Source organism: Pseudoduganella sp. jia 9 (genome assembly GCF_055502615.1).
In genome coordinates this window covers 201,243-220,657 of the sequence record NZ_JBUPWE010000009.1, presented here as the reverse complement: position 1 = coordinate 220,657, position 19,415 = coordinate 201,243, and the positions used below count along the sequence as shown (strand labels likewise).

Genomic DNA, 19,415 nt, shown 5'->3' with positions numbered 1-19,415 from the left:
TATATAAGAGGCGCATCATGACCGTAGGAACCTACGAAACCAATCTGAACGGCGAAGGCCTGCGTATCGGCATCGTCCAGGCCCGTTTCAACGAGGACGTGTGCCATGGCCTGCTGTCGGCCTGCCTCGCGGAGCTCAAGCACCTGGGCGTGGCGGATGAAGACGTGCTGCACGTGACCGTGCCGGGTGCGCTGGAAATCCCGCTGGTGCTGCAGAAGATGGCCGAATCGGGCCAGTTCGATGCGCTGGTGGCGCTGGGTGCGGTGATCCGCGGCGAAACCTACCATTTCGAACTGGTGTCGAACGAATCCGGCGCCGGCATTACCCGCATCGGCCTCGATTTCGGCATCCCCATCGCGAATGCCGTGCTGACCACCGAGAACGACGAGCAGGCCGAAGTGCGCATGGCCACCAAGGGCGCCGATGCGGCGCGCGTGGCCGTCGAGATGGCGAACCTGGCGATCGCGCTGGAAGAGCTGCAGCAAGACGCCGGCGACGACGAGTAAGCTGCAAAGAGAAATACAAAGGAAGAACCATGAACGATAAAGCTGTGCACGCCAACCCCAGCAAGAACCGCACGCCGCGCCATCGCGCGCGCGAGTTCGCGCTGCAGGGACTGTATCAATGGCTGCTGAACAATGAGCCGGCGAAGACGGTCGTCAACAACATCCGCGCCGCCCATGGCTTCGACAAGGCCGACGGCGATTTCTTCGCGGCGCTGCTGTACGGCACGATCGAGCAGTCGATCGAGCTGCGCGAAGGTTTCGCGCCGCTGGTCGACCGCGGCATTGGCGAACTGTCGCCGATCGAGCACGCCGTGCTGCTGCTGGGCGCGTTCGAGCTGAAGAACCATCCGGAAATCCCGTACCGTGTCGTCATCAATGAAGCGGTCGAGCTGACCAAATCGTTCGGCGGCATCGACGGCCACAAGTACGTCAACGGCGTGCTGGACAAGCTGGCGCCGAAGCTGCGCGCCGACGAAGTGGCGGCCGACAAGAAGCGCTGATCCATCGCGCCCCAACAGGAAGCCACCCGCGGGTGGCTTTTTTGTTGCCGCTACAACAAACTGGGGACGTACCCTTGTATTCAGGAAAGCCGTGGCTTGAAGGAACGCTGGCAAAAAACTGGGGACGTACCCTTGTTTTGAGGAAAGCCGCAGTTTGAACGGGCCCCTTGCCGCCCTGCGCGGATAAATTTCCAGACAACAGGGGTACGTCCCCAGTTTTTGGTTGGGCAATAAAAAAGCCACCGTCCGGTGGCTTGGGTTCGACGACGACTGGTTCGGATCACAGGCCGGCCAGTTGCTCCGCTTCCGTTTTCGGCGTGGCGGGCACCGCGGGTTTTGGTTCGGTGCTCGCGGTCACGGTGGCCGGTGCGGATGGCCGCGTGAAGGTCGGCACCTTCTTGCCGGCGGAAACCTGCTTCAGGCGCTTCCATTCCGCCAGCACGCGGGAACCGTAGCCGTCGTCCGTTTCAAAGGCGGCAGCGCCGACGTAATATTTCAGGCCGGCTTCGACCGAACCGCCGCGTTTCACGTAGTCCCTCAGGATCAGCGAGCCGACGCGGATGTTGGCCACCGGGTTCAGCGCGGCCTGGACGCCGCCCATGTCCTGGAACTTGTCGTGGTGCACCTTGGACATCACCTGCATCAGGCCCTGCGCGCCCATCGGGCTTTCGGCGAACGGGTTCAGGCCCGATTCGATCGCCATCACCGCCAGGATCAGCAGCGGGTCGATCTTGATTTCACGCGCCGTCATGTAGGCGGTCGACACCAGCATGTTGGCGGCATCGTTGGCCACGCGATAGCGCTTGGACAGCCAGTCGGTGACACGCTGCTGTTGCTTGCGGGTGCCCAGCAGCGCTTTTTCCTCGGCCGTGGCGGCATCCTTGCCGTCCGCCGCGGCGGTGATCGCAGGTGCATCCATCAGTTCGTGCAGCGGTGGGGCCGTCACGGTGGCGACAGGCGCCGGCATGGCGGACTCCTGCGGCGCCAGCGATTTCGACAGCATGTGCGCCAGGTCCGGGCGGGCCCACAGTACGGCGAGGATGACGATGGCGGTCACGCCGAAGATCGTGAACGCGTGTTGCGCAGTCGTGAAGACACTGCGCAGGGTAATGCGCTGCGCGCCGAAGCGCGCGGCCGGTCCGGAGACCAGCGAGCGGCCGGCAGTTGCCAGCCCGTTGAAACGATTGATCATAGAACTCCCTGCAATGTCCGTAAAAGCATGCCCCGCCGCGCGCAGTCGCGCGACACCGTTGCTGTGCAATTGCCGTGCATCAGATGTGTTATCGTCCGTCGCCGCCGTGGAGGCACGCGAGCCGGAACGTCTTCATTGCTTGCCTGAGCTGGTTTCTGAGCTGATGTAGTCAGGCGCCAGTCGCAATACAACTTTGTTCGGGGAGTAAGGTGAACCCGTGCTCAAGTCAATGGTTGAAGCACTCCGGGTTGAACCCTGGGTAAAAACCCTTGAGGCAGACGCCTCGAGAAAAACACTCCTTAAAATGTCATGTGGAGCCCCGACTCCGTGAATGATGAGCGACACATAGTTAGCATTATTGCCATGTCCTCTTCAAGTAGGTCGAATTGTAGAAGCCGTTTTATATCGCGTCAATACTAACGAACGCATTCTTTATAACTTTTGGATATGGTATTGTCGAGCAGTGAGGGGCAATTGCTAATAGAATCAACCACTTGCCCGGATCACTTGAAGCCGGCCGTCGAACGAGAAAAAAACGTAAAATTTGTATGAAATATTCAGATCTGCGAGATTTTATTGCTCAATTGCAAAAAATCGGCGAACTTAAGCCCATTTCATTGCCAGTTTCACCATATTTGGAGATGACGGAAGTCTGCGACCGCACCTTGCGGGCCGGCGGGCCCGCTCTGCTGTTTCAGAATCCTGTAAATTCCAGCATGCCGGTACTGGCCAACCTGTTCGGTACGCCACGCCGCGTGGCGCTGGGGATGGGCGCGGAAAGCCTGGGCGAGCTGCGCCGTATCGGCCATGTGCTGGCGCGCCTGAAGGAGCCGGAACCGCCGAAAGGGTTCAAGGACATCATGGACATGGGCTCGCTGGTAAAAGCCGTCTGGGACATGGCGCCGAAGGAACAGCGCAGCGCGCCGTGCCAGGAAATCGTCTGGGAAGGCAACGATGTCGACCTGGGCCGCCTGCCGATCCAGCATTGCTGGCCGGGCGACGTGGCGCCGCTGATCACATGGGGCCTGGTCATCACGAAAGGCCCGAACAAGAAGCGCCAGAACCTGGGTATCTACCGCCAGCAGGTGCTGGGCCGTAATAAAGTGATCATGCGCTGGCTGGCGCACCGGGGCGGCGCGCTGGATTTCCGCGAGCACTGCATCCGGCACCCCGGCCAGCCTTACCCGGTGGCCGTGGCGCTGGGTGCCGATCCGGCCACCATCCTCGGCGCCGTCACGCCGGTGCCCGACACGCTGTCCGAGTACCAGTTTGCCGGATTGCTGCGCGGCAGCCGCACGGAACTGGTGAAGGCGATCGGCAGCGAACTGCGCGTGCCGGCATCGGCCGAGATCGTACTGGAAGGGCATATCTACCCGGACGAAAACCATCCATCCGGCTACGAGCATGCGCTGGAAGGGCCGTATGGCGACCACACCGGTTACTACAATGAGCAGGACTGGTTTCCGGTGTTTACCATCGACCGCATCACGATGCGCCGCGACCCGATCTATCACTCCACGTATACCGGCAAGCCGCCCGACGAACCGGCGGTGCTGGGCCTGGCGCTGAACGAGGTGTTCGTGCCGCTGCTGCAGAAGCAGTTCACCGAGATCACCGACTTCTACCTGCCGCCGGAAGGCTGCAGCTACCGGATGGCCGTGGTGCAGATCCGCAAGCAGTATGCGGGGCATGCGAAGCGGGTGATGTTCGGCGTGTGGAGCTTCCTGCGGCAGTTCATGTATACCAAGTTCATCGTCGTCGTCGACGAGGATGTCGATATCCGCGACTGGAAGGAAGTGATCTGGGCGATCACGACCCGCGTCGACCCGACCCGCGACACCACGCTGGTCGACCACACGCCGATCGACTACCTCGACTTCGCCTCGCCGATCAGCGGCCTGGGCAGCAAGATGGGCATCGATGCCACGAATAAATGGCCGGGCGAAACCACCCGCGAGTGGGGCACCACGATCCAGATGACACCGGAAGTCAAGCGCAAGGTGGACGACATCTGGCAGCAGCTGGGACTGTAATTTCCCGTTCGGCCGGAGACCGGTTATAATGATGTCTGGCGGGCCCCTGCGCATTGCGGCATGGTTTACCTGGTCAGGTCGGGAACGAAGCAGCCAAAGCCGTTCACCGCAAGTGCCGCAGATCAGGCTCGCCTCCCGATCATTGAAAAAAGCTGCTCCGGCGGCTTTTTTTACGCCTGTACTGTTCAGCCAGCCATGATGCCTGCGTCCCTATTGTTGGCCTCACCGGCGCTGGTCTGCGGTAAAATCCCGGCATGTCCTATCAAGTCCTCGCTCGCAAGTACCGTCCCCGCAACTTTGAAACGCTCGTCGGCCAGGAGCACGTCGTCCGTGCGCTGACGCATGCGCTGGGCACGGGCCGGCTGCACCATGCCTACCTGTTCACCGGCACGCGCGGGGTCGGCAAGACCACGCTGTCGCGCATCCTGGCGAAATCGCTGAACTGCACCGGGCCGGATGGCAACGGCGGCATCACCGCCACGCCCTGCGGCGCATGCGAGGCCTGCCGTGCCATCGATGGCGGCCGCTTCGTCGACTATATAGAGATGGATGCCGCGTCGAACCGCGGCGTGGATGAAATGGCGCAGCTGCTCGAGCAGGCCGTCTACGCGCCCAGCAATGCCCGTTTCAAGGTCTACATGATCGACGAAGTGCACATGCTGACCAACCACGCGTTCAACGCCATGCTGAAAACGCTGGAAGAGCCGCCGGAGCATGTGAAATTCATCCTGGCGACGACCGACCCGCAAAAGATTCCGGTCACCGTCCTGTCGCGCTGCCTGCAGTTCAACCTGAAGCAGATGCCGCCCGGGCACATCGTCGGCCACCTGGAAAACATCCTGGGCCAGGAAGGCGTGACGTTCGAGCAGCCGGCCCTGCGCTTGCTGGCACAGGGCGCGCACGGCTCGATGCGCGATGCGCTGTCGCTGACGGACCAGGCGATCGCCTATGCGGCCGGCGCCGTCACGCTGGAAGCGGTGCAGGGCATGCTCGGCGCGCTAGACCAGTCATACCTGGTGCGACTGCTCGATGCGCTGGCGAACCGCGATGGCGCCGACCTGATGGCGGTCGCCGACGAGATGGCCAGCCGCAGCCTGTCGTACAACGGCGCGCTGCAGGACCTGGGCACCTTGCTGCACCGGATTGCCCTGGCGCAGACGGTGCCGGCGGCCGTGCCGGAAGATCTGCCGGAATACGCCGACATCCTCCGTCTCGCCACCGAGTTCGACGCGGAAGAGGTGCAACTGTATTACCAGATCGCCGTCCATGGCCGCAACGAACTGGGCCTGGCGCCGGACGAATACGCCGGCTTCTCGATGACGCTGTTGCGGATGCTGGCCTTTCGCCCCGGCGTCGGCGGCGCCGATGCCGCGCCCGGCGGAGCCCCCGCCAACACGCCGGTAATGTCCCGCCCGGCCGCGGGCGGCTCGCCGGCACGTGCCGCCGCCGCCGCTGGATCGGCAGGTACGCCATCGCCAGGATCGGCAGGCGCGTCGGCAGCGGGATCGGCAGCAGGGTCGGCAGGAACATCGGCAGCAGGATCGGCAGCAACGCAGGCGGCCGGCCCGCGTGCCGCCGTCGCCTCCGCGGCCAGCCATGCAGCCGCCGCGCCGCCTCCGGCGGCGGCGGCCGGGCCGCGCGCAGCCGTGTTCTCGCCGCCGGCCGCGCCCACCCCCGCGCCATCGGCGCCCGCGGCGGCGCGTCCGTCCGGCCCCGTGAGTCCGGCGCGCGCGGCGATCAATGCGGCGCTCGAGGCGGCGCGCGCGGCCACGCTGGCGCGTACCGGCGCACGTCCGCCGATGCGCACTGCCGCTCCGGAAGAACCCGCGCCGCAGGCGCCGCAAGCGCCAGCCATGCAGGCGGCCGCGCCGGCCAAGCCGCTGCCGTGGGAAGAGTCCCGGCCGCAAGGCGAAGCGGCGGTGCTCGAAGCGCCCCCCACGGTGCAGCCGCAAGCCCGTCCGGCACCGCCGGAAGATGACGACCTGCCGCCATGGGTCACCGAATTCTCGGACGATAGCGCGGTTGCCGCACCGGCGCAGCAGCGGGCCGAAGCACCGGTGCAGCACCGCGCCGACGCACGGGCCGACGCACGGGCCGAAGCGCCCGCCACAGCCGCAGCGGCAGCCGCGGCCGCGCCCGTGCGCCAGAGCGCGCCGGCCCAGGCGCCGTATGCCTACGCGGTCACGCCCGTTCCCGAACTGGAGTGGGACGGCAACTGGCCGCTGCTGGCCGCGCACCTGCCGCTGCGCGGCGTTGCCCAGCAACTGGCCACGCAGGCCGAACTGATCGAATGCAAGATCGATGGCAATGCCGTCGTATTCCACCTGCGCTGCCCGATCGACACGTGGCGCACGCCGCCGAACGTGGAGAAACTGACGGCGGCGCTGGCCGAGCGTTTCGGCCGCCCCGCGCGGGTCGAAACGGAACTCGGCCCGGTGTGGTACACCACCGCCGCCGAGCAGCAGGCGCACCGCGAAGCCTGCCAGCGCCGCGCCGAGGACACCGTGCACAACGACCCGTTCGTTCAGGCGATGGTGCGCGAGTTCGGCGCCTTCGTCGTGCCCGGCTCGATCGTGGCTCCCATTACGCCGGCCCACTGAAGGCCGCCCCCAATCACCCAACCGATACGGAGAAACACATCATGATGAAGAACCAGCTCGCCGGCCTCATGAAGCAGGCCCAGGCAATGCAGGACAATATGAAGAAGGCGCAGGAATCGCTGGGTTCCATCGAGGTGGAAGGCCAGTCCGGCGCCGGCCTGGTGAAGGTCGTCATGACCTGCAAGAACGATGTCAAGCGCGTGTCGATCGACCCGTCGCTGCTGGCCGACGACAAGGACATGCTGGAAGACCTGGTCGCTGCCGCCTTCAATGACGCCGTGCGCAAGGCCGAAGCCACCGCCGCCGAGAAAATGAGCGGCCTGACCGCCGGCATGAACCTGCCGGCCGGCTTCAAGATGCCGTTCTGACGGCTGCACGGGGCGCGCCATGTTCATCGTCACGCTGACCTACCTGAAGCCCAACGAGGAGATCGACGCGCTCCTCGCCGCCCACCGCGCCTTCCTGCGCGAGCAGTATGCGAACGGCATGTTCGTGCTGTCAGGCCGGATGGTGCCGCGCACCGGCGGCATCATCATCGCCGATGCCGACAGCCGCGCGGACGTGGAAGCAGTGATCGAACTGGATCCGTTCAAGCAGGCGGGCGCGGCCAGCTACGCGATCACCGAGTTCGTGCCGACGATGGCGGCCGACGGCCTGGAAGCCTGGCTTCCGGACCACCAGGCCTGAACATGGCGGCGGCACTTTCGCGCCTCGCGCCTCGCGCGGCGCATCATCCGGCCTGCCGGCTGCCTGGCTGACACACATGGCGAAATCGCTGGAATACCTGACGGAGGCGCTGCGCCGCCTGCCCGGCGTGGGGCCGAAGTCGGCGCAGCGGATGGCCTTCCACCTGCTGCAGCACGACCGCGAGGGTGCGGCGATGCTGTCGCGCGCGCTGTACCAGGCCGTCGAATCGGTCAATCATTGCGCGCTCTGCAATACCTTCACCGAGGCCGAGGTGTGCGACATGTGCGCCGACGAAGCCCGCGACCGCCACCTGCTGTGCGTCGTCGAAACGCCGGCCGACCAGGCCATGATCGAACAGACGCTGACCTACAAGGGCCTGTACTTCGTGCTGATGGGCCGGCTGTCGCCGCTGGACGGCATCGGCCCGAAGGACATCCATCTTGAAAAACTGCTGGCCCGCGCCGCCGACGGCGTGGTCGGCGAAGTGGTGTTGGCCACCAACTTCACGAACGAAGGCGAAGCCACCGCCCACTATATCAGCGAGATGCTGAAGGCGCGCGGGCTGCAGGTGAGCCGGCTGGCCCGCGGCGTGCCGGTCGGCGGCGAACTCGAATACGTCGACCCCGGCACGATCGCCCGGGCCATGCTGGACCGGCGCAGCACCTGAGCAAAAGTTGCCTGAAAAATGGGGACGGACCCTGGTTTCCAGGAAACTTCAACAACAGGAAAAATGGGGACGGACCCTGGTTTCCAGGAAACTTCAACAACAGTAGCGCGCCTGACCGCCAGCCGCCGCTCAGCAGAAAATTTCCTGAAAAACAGGGTCCGTCCCTGATTTTTCAGTGCGCCCGGGCGGTTCCCGTCAGCAGCTCGCCGATCGCTTGCGCGGTTGATGGCCGGCCCAGCAGGTAGCCCTGCGCCATGTCGCAGCCGTACTGCTCCAGCAACTGCAACTGCTCGCCGGTTTCCACTCCCTCCGCCACCACGGCCAGCTTCAGGCCATGCGCCATGGCGATGATGGCGCGCGTGATGGCGGCGTTCTCGGAATCTTCCGGCAGTCCGCTGATGAAGCTGCGGTCGATCTTCAGCGCGCGCACGTTGAAGCGCTTCAGGTAATTCATCGACGAGTAGCCGGTACCGAAATCGTCGATCGACAGGTACACGCCGATCGCGCGCAGCTGTTCCAGCGTGGCCAGCGTGGCCATCGCATCGTCCATCAGCGTGCCCTCGGTCAGTTCCAGCTCCAGCAGGCACGGGTCGAGGCCCGTGTCGTTCAGTACAGACAGCACCGTCTGCGCCAGGTTCTCGTCCTTGAACTGGCGGGCCGACAGGTTCACCGCCATCCGGATCGGCCGGCCGGCCTGTTCCTGCCATGCGCGCGCCTGGCTGCAGGCGGTGCGCAGCACCCAGGCGCCGATCGGCACGATCAGGCCGGTTTCCTCGGCCAGCGGAATGAATTCGTTCGGGCCGATGATGCCGTGTTCGGGATGGCGCCACCGCACCAGCGCCTCGACACCCACCAGCCGACCGCTGCGCACATCGATCTGCGGCTGGTAATGCAGGTACAGTTCGTTGTTCTGCAGCGCGCGGCGCAGGCCGATCTCCAGCTTTACATGGCTCATCATCTGCGTCGTCAACGCGGAGCTGTACAGTTTCGCGTTGTTCCTGCCGCAGTTCTTGGCGTGATACATCGCCGTGTCGGCGTATTTCAGCAGCGAGCTCGAATCGTCGCCATCTTCCGGGTACAGCGAAATGCCGATGCTGGCGGTGACGAAGATCTCGTGCCCGTCCAGGTGGAACGGCCGCCGCATCGCATCCTTGACGCGGTGGGCCACGTTCAGCGCATCTTCGACACGCTCCAGGTCGGGGATCAGGATGGTGAACTCGTCGCCGCCCAGCCGTGCCAGGTTGTTGCCGCGCCGCTCCTGGATGCCGCGCGCGGGCGCCTCGCCGAGACCCTGGTGCGCCACCACGTCGCCCGGGCGGATCGTTTCGTGCAGCCGCTCGGACACCACCTTCAGCAGCAGGTCGCCCACATCGTGGCCCAGCGTATCGTTGATGCGCTTGAACGAATCCAGGTCCATGAACAGGATCGCGAACTTGCGGCCGTGCTGGCGCGAGCGCGCCAGTTCGCGGTCCAGCATTTCCAGGAACGCCTGCCGGTTCGGAATGCCGGTCAGGCTGTCGCAATAGGCCAGCCGCCGGATCTGTTCCTCGGTGCGTTTGCGCTCGCTGATGTCGCGTACCAGCCCCAGTACTTCGCCGGCGCCGGTGCTGACGAGGCGGGCCTCGAAGTGATGCACCGTATCGCCGCGCTCCAGCGCGTAGTCGACCGAGCGGATCGAGTGGGTGTCGAGCACCGTCTTCAGCTGGTCCAGCAGGCGCTCGGCGATGGGGCGCGGCAGCACGTCGCGCACGTGCCGGCCCACGCACTGCTGCTCGGTGAACGCGGCACCCGGGTCGTGGCCCTGTTCGTAATCGAGGTAGTAGCCGTCCGGGCTCATGCGGAAGAAGGTATCCGGAATGGCTGCCAGCACGGCGCGGTTGTGCGCGTCCGCGATACGCAGGCGGGCGATCGCGTCGCTGGCGCGCAGCACGTACAGCACCCGGTGGCCGAGGATCGGCCAGTTGATGGGCTTCGACACGAAGTCGGTGGCACCGGCTTCGTAAGCCTGCGTCACGGCCTTCAGGTCGTCGTCGCCGGTCACCATCACGATCGGCACCGCGGTCGCATGGCCACGCCCCTGCTCGCGGGCCCGGATGGCGCGGCACACTTCGAAGCCGTCCATGCGCGGCATTTCCACGTCGAGCAGCACGAGGTCGGGCGCCAGCCGTTCGAAGCAGGCCACCGCCTGTTCGCCGTCTTCGGCTTCGATCGTGTCCAGCCCGACCTGGGCCAGCATTTCCAGCATCAGCAGGCGCATGACGGGATCATCGTCGGCCACCAGCACGGTACCGCGATGAGAGGGGAGGGGTGCTGCCATTCTAGGTCTCCTTGGCGAACTGGGAAGAAAGCGTTGCGCGGATTGCCGTGTACTCGCGCTCCATCGTCGAGAGCAGGACGGCGGCGCCGTTGTCGATATCGTTGCGGCCCAGCTGTTCCATGTCCTTGCTGAGCTGGGCCAGCGTGTCGGCGCCGATATTGGCGCTCGACGATTTCAGGCTGTGGGCCACCTTGCGCAGCGATCCAGCGTCGGCGGCGGCGATCGCGTCGCGCAGCGATGCCAGGCGCCGCGGCGTGTCGTCGATGAACGCATGCAGCACGCGCTGCAGCAGGATCTCGCCCTTGTCGGCGCTGAGGGCGCGAATCGCGTCCAGCGCGTGGCGGTTGATCGCGCCTCCCGCCAGCCTGGGCGCCGGCGGCACGGACGCGTTGGACACGGCCGCCGGCCTGCGCGTATCGCCGTGATGCACCAGCGCCGCCTGCGGCAGCGCGATCCAGCGCGCCAATGTGGCGGACAGCATGGCCTGCGAAAACGGCTTCGACAGGTAATCGTCCATGCCCGCCGCCAGGCAGGTTTCGCGGTCGCCCTGCAGCGCATTGGCGGTGATCGCAATGATCGGCAATTGGCGCGCCCGGCCCTGCTGCAGCTCGTGGCGGCGGATCTCGGCGGTGGCGGCCATGCCATCCATCACCGGCATCTGGCAATCCATCAGCACCAGGTCGAAGTCGCCCGCCTGCACGGCCGCCAGCGCTTCCTCGCCGTTGCAGGCGCGGTGTACCGCCAGGCCGAGGGCTTCGAGCATCCCGCTGGCCACTTCGACGTTGACGGGATTGTCCTCGGCCAGCAGCACGGTATGGCGCCGCCGCGCGGCCGGCAGCACCTGTTGCGCCGGCATGGCCGCCGGTGCGGGCCGGGGCAGCAGCCGCGCCAGGCGGTCGGATTGCGGCGGCGCCATGCGCACGCCTTCGCTGGCGCGCTGCGGCGCCACGATGCAGTCGTACAGGTCGCTCTCGCGCGCCGGCTTGATCAGCTGGAAGGCCACGCCGGCCTCGCGCCGCTGTACCGTGTCCGCGGCGTTGCGCTCGGTCGACAGCAGCAGCAGCCGCACGGCCGCCAGCGCCGGATCTGCCTTGATCTCCGCCGCCAGCACGAGCCCGCCGATCTTCGGCAGCTCCATGTCCAGCAGCGCCACGTCGCATGGCTGGCCTGCGGCGCTTGCCGCACGCAGCAGGCGCAAGGCCTCCTCGGCGCTGTCGGCGCATTCGCATTTCACATGCCAGCGTGCCAGCAGGCCTTCCAGCGCCATGCGCGTCTCCGCATTGGCATCGACGACCAGCGCGCGCAAGCCCTTCGTCGTCCGCTGGTAGAACGAGGCGTCTTCGGCATCGACGCCGCGCTTGTCGAAGCGCACGCTGAACCAGAACACCGAACCGCGGGTCAGCGCGTTGTCGACACCGATCGTGCCCCCCATCAGCTCCACCAGCTGCTTGGAGATCGCCAGCCCCAGGCCGGTGCCGCCGTGCTTGCGGGTGGTGGAACCATCGGCCTGCGAAAACGAATCGAAGATGCGCGTGCGTGCCTCGCGCGACACGCCGATGCCGGTATCGTGCACCTCCACGCGCAGGCCGACCGACTGGGCATCCTCGGTGATCACGGCAATCCTCACCGTGATGCGGCCCGCATCGGTAAACTTGATCGCGTTGCCCAGCAGGTTGACGATCACCTGACGCAGGCGGTTCGGATCGCCGATCACGGCCACCGGGATATCGTTGGCGATGGCGAATTCAAGCTCCAGGCCCTTCGCCTGGGCCTGCGGCGAGAATACGTAGTCGATGTCATCCAGCAGTTCGCGGAAGTTGAAGTGGATGTATTCCACCGTCAGCTTGCCTGCTTCCACCTTCGAGAAATCGAGTATGTCGTTGATGATCACCAGCAGGTGTTCGCCGGAGCGCTGGACCATGCTGGTGTAGTGCCGCTGCTGTTCGGTGAGATCGGTGGCCAGCAGCAGCTCCGTCATGCCCAGCACGCCATTCATCGGCGTGCGGATCTCGTGGCTCATGGTGGCCAGGAAGGCACTCTTGGCCTGGCTGGCCGCTTCCGCCGCGTTCTTGGCCTTCTCCAGCTGCTCGGTGCGCACGCTGACCTGGCGCTCCAGCTGGTCGCGGTACTGGGCCAGCTTGGTATCGCGGTGTTCGATCTGGGCCAGCATTTCGTTGAAGCTGTCGATCAATGTGCCCAGTTCGTCGCTGCGCTGGTGCTGCACCTGGGCATAGGTCTGGCTGGACGACACGCGCTGTGCCGCCGCGATCAGTTCGCCGATCGGCTGGGCGATGCTGACCTTGAAGCGCCCGGCCAGCACCAGCGCCATCGAGAACGAGATCACGCTGGCCACCGCCGTGATGGCCACGCTTTCCAGCATGCCCAGCCACATGCGCGTGGCCGCCGCTTCGATCATGACCGCGCCCACCAGGTGGCCGGCCACGCGCACCGGGCGCACGATCTGCATGGTGCCTTGCGTGGTGTTCTCCACCGTGTTCCGTATCGCGCCCATGGCCGCGCGCGAGAACGGCTGCGTCGGCTCTGCCGCCGGCTGCGCCGTCTTCAGCGCCGCCAGGATGTCAGGCGCCAGTCCCGGCACGGGTGCGGCACCGCGCGCCGGGAACGTGGCGAAAGGCTTGCCGTTGCGGTCGTACAGCACCGCCTGCGTGATCTCGTCCAGCACCACGAGCGCCGCGAGTGCCTGTTCGGCCGTTACGCGGTCGGCATACAGCAGGGGGGCCACGCTGTTGACGCCGATGACGTCCGCCAGCGAGGTGACCTGCCGGGTCTGGTTTTCAGTATGGTTGAATACAGAGTTCAGGGCGAACGCGGCAAAGACCAGCAGCAACGCGCTGCCAGTGGACAGCACGGAGATCACGGTCAGTTTCCTGCTCAGGCCCGAACGTTCGAAAGTAAGCATGTCCGCCGCCGCTAAAAGATTCCATCAGGAAAACTTTATCGGTTCGGGACAGGGCACACCTTGAGATGTATCTATATTTCCAGTGCTAAACTTTTTGTTGTAAATACGATAATTGACCAGTTACACTCGGTATTTCATTCGACAAGAGCGGGATCATGAGCGAAAACAACGGTATCGACGCGGCTTTCTGGGAACGGGCGGACGCCGTCATCCGGCTGGCAAACGAGCAGGGTACGACGGTGCCGAATAGCAACGTCAGCGCATCGCTGCTGTATGCGGCGGCGCGCTTCAATGCCTTCATCGTCTCCACCGGCGCCTCCAGTGCGGAGGCGATGCAGGCGGACAAGGAAGAGGCGATCCGCTACTTCACCGATGAATATCGCAAGATGCTGAGCCAGAACCTGGACGATCACATCGCCAACTTCGACACCTACCGGCAGCCGGTCACCGTTCCGGGCGAGTAACAGATAGCGGCTGCCGGGTTCACGGCGCCGCCGGCGCGCCCAGCGCCTTCAATCGCTCGACGGCATTGGCATTCTTCGGATCGAGCGCCAGCGAGCGCCGGTAGTTGTCGATCGCGGCTTCGCGCTGGCCGGCCTTGGCCTGCGCCTCGCCCAGGCTGTCGTACAGGTTGGCGTCCTTCGGATGCAGCTGGGTGCCGAAGCGGAAGATCGCCACCGATTCCGCCAGCATCCCGTCGCGCAGCAGTTCGTAGCCCCAGCTGTTGAGGTCGTGCGGTTCCAGCTTGAACGTGGCTCCTTGCGTTTTCAGCTCTTCGTGGATCGCGCCGGCCTGGTCGAAGCCGCGTGCCGCCAGTTGCGCCGCGAAGTTTTCCAGCGTGGGCGGCACGCCGCTGCCGCGCCGCAGGTCGAGCGATGCCATATGCTTCGGCACGCCGTTGGCGGCAGGCTTGTTGGCCATGAACGTGCGCGCCGCCGCGTCATCCTTCAGGTAGCCATCGAGGAACTCGCGCACGTAGCGCGCGGTCCAGCCATAAGCCTGCGTGACCTCTTCGCGGCTGTACTCGTCGAATTCGGCGTCGCGCGCCACGTGCAATGCATCCGCCGCGAAATTCTGATGGACCATCGGAAGCATCGTCACGATGTACACGTCGGCGTAGGTCATGTGGTTCAGCAGGCTGAAGTCCGTGCTCTGCTGCTTGCGGTTCAGCTCTTCCACCGTCCTGGGCCGCTGGCCCACGAACAGCATCGGCACCGCCAGCCGCGCCGGCGTGACATACGGGATCGCCGCCTTGCCGCCATCGACCAGTTGCGGGAAAGACCGCACCGAGCCGTCCAGGCTGACGAGCGCCTTGATGCGGTCGTCCTTCGCGGCCGCCACCACGTTGGCCAGACCGCCCCAGCTGAAGCCGGCCACCGCCAGCCGGCCGATGTCCGCATTGGCGAACGTGGCGGCCTGGCCGATCAGCCAGGCAATGTCGGTGGCCTGTGTTTCCACGCCTTCGATATCGGCCGTCATCGAGCGCTGGCGCGCGCCCTGCGAAGCGCTGGACAAGACGATGTAGCCGTGGCTGGCCAGGTATTCGCACAGGTCGGCGTTCTCCGCCGCCGTGGCGCTGAAGCTCGGTGCGTAGATCACGACGGGGAATTTGCCCGCCAGGGCCGGCGCATCGCGCACCGCCCGCATCGGCTGTGCCAGCACCTGGGCTGCGGAGGGCGTCGCTTGCGTGAGTTCGGCAAGGCGCGTGTCCGTCTTGCGCCGCAGGGTGGCGGCATCGAGTGCGAAGTCGGCCTCGGTGGCGCCGGTGGCGTAGTAATCGCGGAACGTCACCGGCTTGCCGCCGCGCGCCGCCGGATACCACGCCAGAACCTGCATGGGCCGCGCCCGTTCGCCGCCGGCCGGCTTGCCGGTCGCCAGCGATACGCGCGTCTTGTACACGCGCGAGCGGTCGTACTGCTGTTTTACCTGCAGGCCCACGGCATGGGGACCGGGTTTCAGCGGGAAGGTAAAGGTATCGGCGGCCTGGGCGGCGGGTGCAGCGCAGAGGATCAGGGCAAACAGGAGTGGGCGCATGGCGGGAGGGGAGGGTAGCAAACGCGCAGTATAGAAGAGTTAGTCGCTGGCAAATCTCCCCGATTGTCACGGCGCCGGAAACGAAACGGCCCGGCCGCTTGCGCGGCCGGGCCGATCATCGCCAGGGATGGCAAGCCGCGTCAGCAGCAGCCGCCCCGCTTGCCGGCACCGCCGTAGCGGGCTTCCTGGCGCTCCTTGAAGAACTCCTCGTAGCTCATCACCGGCTGGTCCGGGTGCGTGGCCTCGCAGTGCGCCACGTAGGTGTCGTACTCCGGCAGGCCCACCATCAGCCGCATGCTCTGGCCGAGATAGCGGCCGGCCTTGACGATTTCATCGAACATGATGTTCCCGCCTGCCTTACTGCGCCGGCATCATCTGCGGCGGCGTTTCCTTGTGGCTTGGATGCGCCGCGGCATGGGCGCGCAGCGCCATGCGCACGCCGAACACCAGCACCGACAGCACCACCACCATGAAGAAGGCGGCCAGGCCGGCATTGATGTAGTCGTTGAAGATCACCTGGCCCATCTGGTCGAGCGACTTGGCCGGGGCCAGCACTTCACCCTTGTCCAGCGCCGCCGAATACTTGTCCGCATGGGACAGGAAGCCGATCTTCGGATTCGCGTCGAACACCTTCAGCCAGCCCGCATACAGCGTGCAGATCAGCAGCCAGATCGTCGGCACGATCGTCACCCACGCATAGCGGGCGCGCTTCATCTTGAACAGCACCACGGTGGCAAGGATCAGCGCGATACCGGCCAGCATCTGGTTGGCGATGCCGAACAGCGGCCACAGCGTGTTGATGCCGCCCAGCGGATCGACCACGCCCTGGTACAGGAAGTAGCCCCACGCCGCCACGCACAATGCGGTCGCCACCAGGCTGGCGAACAGGTTGTCGGTCTCCTTCATGGCCGGGGCGAAGGCGCCCAGCAGATCCTGCAGCATGAAGCGGCCGGCGCGCGTGCCCGCGTCGACGGCGGTGAGGATGAACAGCGCCTCGAACAGGATCGCGAAGTGGTACCAGAATGCCATCATGGCCTGGCCGCCGATGACGTTGGACAGGATGTGCGCCATGCCCACCGCCAGCGTCGGTGCGCCGCCGGCGCGCGAGATGATGGTGTGCTCGCCCACGTCCTTGGCCATCTGCGTCAGCATTTCAGGCGTCACGTAGAAGCCCCACTGCGAGATCGCCGCGGCAGCCGATTCGGGGGTGGTGCCGATCAGCGCGGCCGGGCTGTTCATGGCGAAGTAGATGCCCGGCTCGATGGTGGAAGCGGCGATCAGCGCCATGATGGCGACGAACGATTCCATCAGCATCGCGCCGTAGCCGATGAAGCGGGCGTGCATTTCGTTCTCGATCATCTTCGGCGTGGTGCCCGAGGAGATCAGCGCGTGGAAACCGGAAACGGCGCCGCAGGCGATCGTGATGAACAGGAACGGGAACAGGTTGCCGGACCAGACCGGGCCCGTGCCGTCGATGAACTTCGTGATCGACGGCATCTGCAGCGTGGGCGCCACGATGATGATGCCCAGCGCCAGCGCGACGATGGTGCCGATCTTCAGGAAGGTGGACAGGTAGTCGCGCGGCGCCAGCAGCAGCCACACGGGCAGCACGGAAGCGATGAAGCCGTAGCCGATCAGCATCCAGGTCAGCTCGGTGCCGGTGAACATGAACAGCGGCGCCAGGGCCGCGTGTTCCTGCACGTACTGGCCGCCGACGATGGCCAGCATCAGCAGCACGAAGCCGATGATGGAGACCTCGCCGATGCGGCCCACGCGGAAGTAGCGCGAATAGATGCCCATGAAGATGGCGATCGGGATGGTGGCCATCACGGTAAACGAACCCCACGGCGAGCCGGTCAGGGCCTTCACCACGATCAGCGCCAGCACCGCCAGGATGATCACCATGATCATGAAGGTGCCCAGCAGCGCGATATTGCCGGGGATCGGCCCCAGCTCGGACTTGATCAGGTCACCCAGCGAGCGGCCGTCGCGGCGCATCGACAGGAACAGCACCATGAAATCCTGCACGGCGCCGGCAAACACCACGCCGGCAAGGATCCACAGCATGCCGGGCAGGTAGCCCATCTGCGCGGCCAGTACCGGGCCGACTAGCGGGCCGGCGCCGGCGATGGCGGCGAAGTGGTGCCCGAACAGCACGTTCTTGTTGGTGGGGACGTAATCGAGGCCGTCGTTGTGCTTGTAGGCCGGCGTCATGCGCTTGGCATCGAGCTGCATCACGTCGCGCGCGATGAACAGACTGTAGAAGCGGTAGGCGATCAGGTACACGCAGACAGCGGCGATGACGATCCAGATCGCGCTGATCGGCTCGCCGCGTTTCAGGGCGACCACGCCCAACGCGCTCGCGCCGGCCAGCGATAGCGCTGCCCAGCCGAATTTCTTCATTACGGGGTTCATGTTTCCTCCAGTTGTTTTGCCGCTTGGCGGGTGAGGGATCACCCGCAGCCTCATTTGAGCTTCCTGTTGCGACTTATATATTAAGTATTCACGACCTGTATATCTCCCACAAGCGCACTTCTACGCAGACCCGCTGCGTAGTATTACGTAGAAAGCCGCGCCAGTGCGCAACGTACAATCGCGGCATGAAACTCCGCCAGAAAGTCATCTTCCTCGCGATCACGCCGCTGATCCTGGCGCTGTGCGCCATCGCGCTGGCAGTGTGGCACCAATCGGCCTTGCTGGCCACGCAGCAGAAGGCGGCGATCGAGCAGGCCTACCTGGCCAGCAAGGAGGCCGAGCTGAAGCACTACGTGGCGCTGGCCTCGCACTCGGTGAAGCACCTGTACGAATCCGGCCGCACCGATCCGGCCACGCTCGACGAGGCGAAGCGGATCCTGGCTTCGCTCAGCTTCGGCGACGACGGCTACTTCTTCGTCTACGACATGCAGGGCAACAGCCTGATGCACCCGCGCCAGCCCGACCTGGTGGGCCGCAACCTGTACGCGATGCGCGACAGCGCCGGCAACCTGACGCTCCAGCGCCTGCTGGCGCGGGCCGGCGCCGGCGGCGGGCTGGAACGCTACCAGTGGGTCAAGCCTTCCACGCGGCAGGAGGCGGCGAAGCTTGGCTATGTGATCCCGATGGAACGGTGGGGCTGGATGATGGGCACCGGCATCTACCTGGACGACGTGGAGCGCGCGCTGGCGAAGATCGACGCGCAGCAGCGCCGCAATATCCAGAACACCATGCTGTGGATCGCGGCGATCGCCATCCTGTCGGCGTTGGCGGTGGGCTTTTCCGGGCTGGCGCTGAACGTTTCCGAATCGCGCGTGGCCGACGCGAAGCTGAAGGCGCTGGCGCAGCGCGTGGTCGAATCGCAGGAAGAAGAACGGGCGCGCCTGTCGCGCGACCTGCACGACGGCATCAGCCAGTGGCTGGTGTCGATCAAGCTGCAGATCGAGGCGGGCATCGAGCGGCTGTCCGGCCAGCCCGCGCAGACGCAGAAGGCGCTGGCGGTGTTCGAGCACACGGCCGGCCAGTTGAACAAGGTGCTGGGCGAAGTGCGCCGCATTTCCCACAACCTGCGCCCGGCGGTGCTGGACGATATCGGCCTGGCCCCGGCCCTGGCCCACCTGGCCGAGGAATTCCAGCACAACAGCGGCATGCCGGTGCAGTTCACCGCCGAAGGCAGCACCGAGCGGTTGCCGGAAACAGCCAACACGGTGCTGTTCCGCATCGCCCAGGAGGCGCTGACGAACATCGAACGCCACGCGCACGCCGGCCGCATCGCGCTGGCGCTGGCCGGCAGCGCGCATGGCGTGACACTGTCGATCGGCGACGATGGCGTGGGCTTCGATGCGGCCGATATCGCCCAGCACCCGCAGCGCGGCATCGGCCTGCGCAACATGATGGAGCGGATGGAGGCGATCGGCGGCCGGCTGGAGCTCGATTCTTCCCCGGGCGGCACCACCGTGCGGGCCCATATCGATTACGGAACGTGA

15 protein-coding genes and 1 other RNA gene are annotated in these 19,415 nt (G+C 65.5%); 10 read left to right on the top strand and 6 right to left on the bottom strand.

The window, feature by feature from the left end:
• Positions 1–17: 17 nt before the first annotated feature.
• Positions 18–506, top strand: coding sequence for a 6,7-dimethyl-8-ribityllumazine synthase (gene ribH, locus ACY34H_RS13535; RefSeq protein ID WP_464978008.1), 489 nt, complete (start codon positions 18–20; stop codon positions 504–506).
• 29 nt (positions 507–535) lie between these two features.
• A complete protein-coding gene (gene nusB / locus ACY34H_RS13530) occupies positions 536–1,006 on the top strand; it encodes a transcription antitermination factor NusB (RefSeq protein ID WP_464978007.1) in 471 nt (156 codons plus the stop codon).
• A gap of 280 nt (positions 1,007–1,286) precedes the next feature.
• Here the strand turns inward: nusB and ACY34H_RS13525 are convergent, their stop codons facing one another.
• Positions 1,287–2,198, bottom strand: coding sequence for a transglycosylase SLT domain-containing protein (locus tag ACY34H_RS13525; RefSeq protein ID WP_464978006.1), 912 nt, complete (start codon positions 2,196–2,198; stop codon positions 1,287–1,289).
• Positions 2,199–2,746: 548 nt separating this feature from the next.
• Between ACY34H_RS13525 and ubiD the strand changes: the two genes are divergently transcribed.
• The 6 genes from ubiD to recR all read left to right on the top strand — a co-directional run bounded on the left by ubiD (position 2,747) and on the right by recR (position 8,185).
• The gene (ubiD, locus tag ACY34H_RS13520) at positions 2,747–4,231 is read left to right on the top strand and encodes a 4-hydroxy-3-polyprenylbenzoate decarboxylase (RefSeq protein ID WP_464978005.1); all 1,485 of its coding nucleotides are present in this window, start codon (positions 2,747–2,749) and stop codon (positions 4,229–4,231) included.
• 37 nt (positions 4,232–4,268) lie between these two features.
• An RNA gene (gene ffs / locus ACY34H_RS13515) (signal recognition particle sRNA small type) lies at positions 4,269–4,367 on the top strand.
• 118 nt (positions 4,368–4,485) lie between these two features.
• Complete coding sequence (locus ACY34H_RS13510) at positions 4,486–6,831, top strand: DNA polymerase III subunit gamma/tau (protein ID WP_464978004.1); 2,346 nt, start codon at positions 4,486–4,488, stop codon at positions 6,829–6,831.
• 41 nt (positions 6,832–6,872) lie between these two features.
• Complete coding sequence (locus ACY34H_RS13505) at positions 6,873–7,199, top strand: YbaB/EbfC family nucleoid-associated protein (protein ID WP_137316794.1); 327 nt, start codon at positions 6,873–6,875, stop codon at positions 7,197–7,199.
• A gap of 19 nt (positions 7,200–7,218) precedes the next feature.
• Positions 7,219–7,518, top strand: a complete 300-nt coding sequence (locus ACY34H_RS13500; protein ID WP_464978003.1) for a YciI family protein — start codon at positions 7,219–7,221, stop codon at positions 7,516–7,518.
• 76 nt (positions 7,519–7,594) lie between these two features.
• Complete coding sequence (recR, locus tag ACY34H_RS13495) at positions 7,595–8,185, top strand: recombination mediator RecR (protein ID WP_464978002.1); 591 nt, start codon at positions 7,595–7,597, stop codon at positions 8,183–8,185.
• A 172-nt stretch (positions 8,186–8,357) separates the two neighbouring features.
• On the opposite strand, the gene ACY34H_RS13490 is transcribed toward recR, so the two are convergent.
• Together ACY34H_RS13490 and ACY34H_RS13485 are read right to left on the bottom strand one after the other, a co-directional pair.
• Complete coding sequence (locus tag ACY34H_RS13490; protein WP_464978001.1) at positions 8,358–10,502, bottom strand: putative bifunctional diguanylate cyclase/phosphodiesterase; 2,145 nt, start codon at positions 10,500–10,502, stop codon at positions 8,358–8,360.
• A gap of 1 nt (position 10,503) precedes the next feature.
• Complete coding sequence (locus tag ACY34H_RS13485; RefSeq protein ID WP_464978000.1) at positions 10,504–13,422, bottom strand: hybrid sensor histidine kinase/response regulator; 2,919 nt, start codon at positions 13,420–13,422, stop codon at positions 10,504–10,506.
• A gap of 155 nt (positions 13,423–13,577) precedes the next feature.
• Here ACY34H_RS13485 and ACY34H_RS13480 point away from each other — a divergent pair, with 155 nt between their 5' ends.
• A complete protein-coding gene (locus tag ACY34H_RS13480) occupies positions 13,578–13,886 on the top strand; it encodes a DUF3144 domain-containing protein (RefSeq protein WP_464977999.1) in 309 nt (102 codons plus the stop codon).
• 19 nt (positions 13,887–13,905) lie between these two features.
• Here ACY34H_RS13480 and ACY34H_RS13475 read toward each other — a convergent pair whose 3' ends face one another.
• From ACY34H_RS13475 to ACY34H_RS13465, 3 genes are all read right to left on the bottom strand, one after another.
• Positions 13,906–15,456 (bottom strand): CocE/NonD family hydrolase, encoded by a 1,551-nt coding sequence (locus ACY34H_RS13475; RefSeq protein ID WP_464977998.1) that lies wholly within the window; start codon positions 15,454–15,456, stop codon positions 13,906–13,908.
• A gap of 140 nt (positions 15,457–15,596) precedes the next feature.
• Positions 15,597–15,797 carry a YbdD/YjiX family protein gene (locus tag ACY34H_RS13470; protein ID WP_137316801.1) on the bottom strand — a complete coding sequence of 67 codons (201 nt, stop codon included), beginning with the start codon at positions 15,795–15,797 and terminating at the stop codon, positions 15,597–15,599.
• Positions 15,798–15,813: 16 nt separating this feature from the next.
• A complete protein-coding gene (locus ACY34H_RS13465; RefSeq protein ID WP_464977997.1) occupies positions 15,814–17,871 on the bottom strand; it encodes a carbon starvation CstA family protein in 2,058 nt (685 codons plus the stop codon).
• 185 nt (positions 17,872–18,056) lie between these two features.
• Between ACY34H_RS13465 and ACY34H_RS13460 the strand changes: the two genes are divergently transcribed.
• On the top strand, positions 18,057–19,415 hold the full coding sequence (locus tag ACY34H_RS13460; protein WP_464977996.1) for a cache domain-containing protein: 1,359 nt from the start codon (positions 18,057–18,059) through the stop codon (positions 19,413–19,415).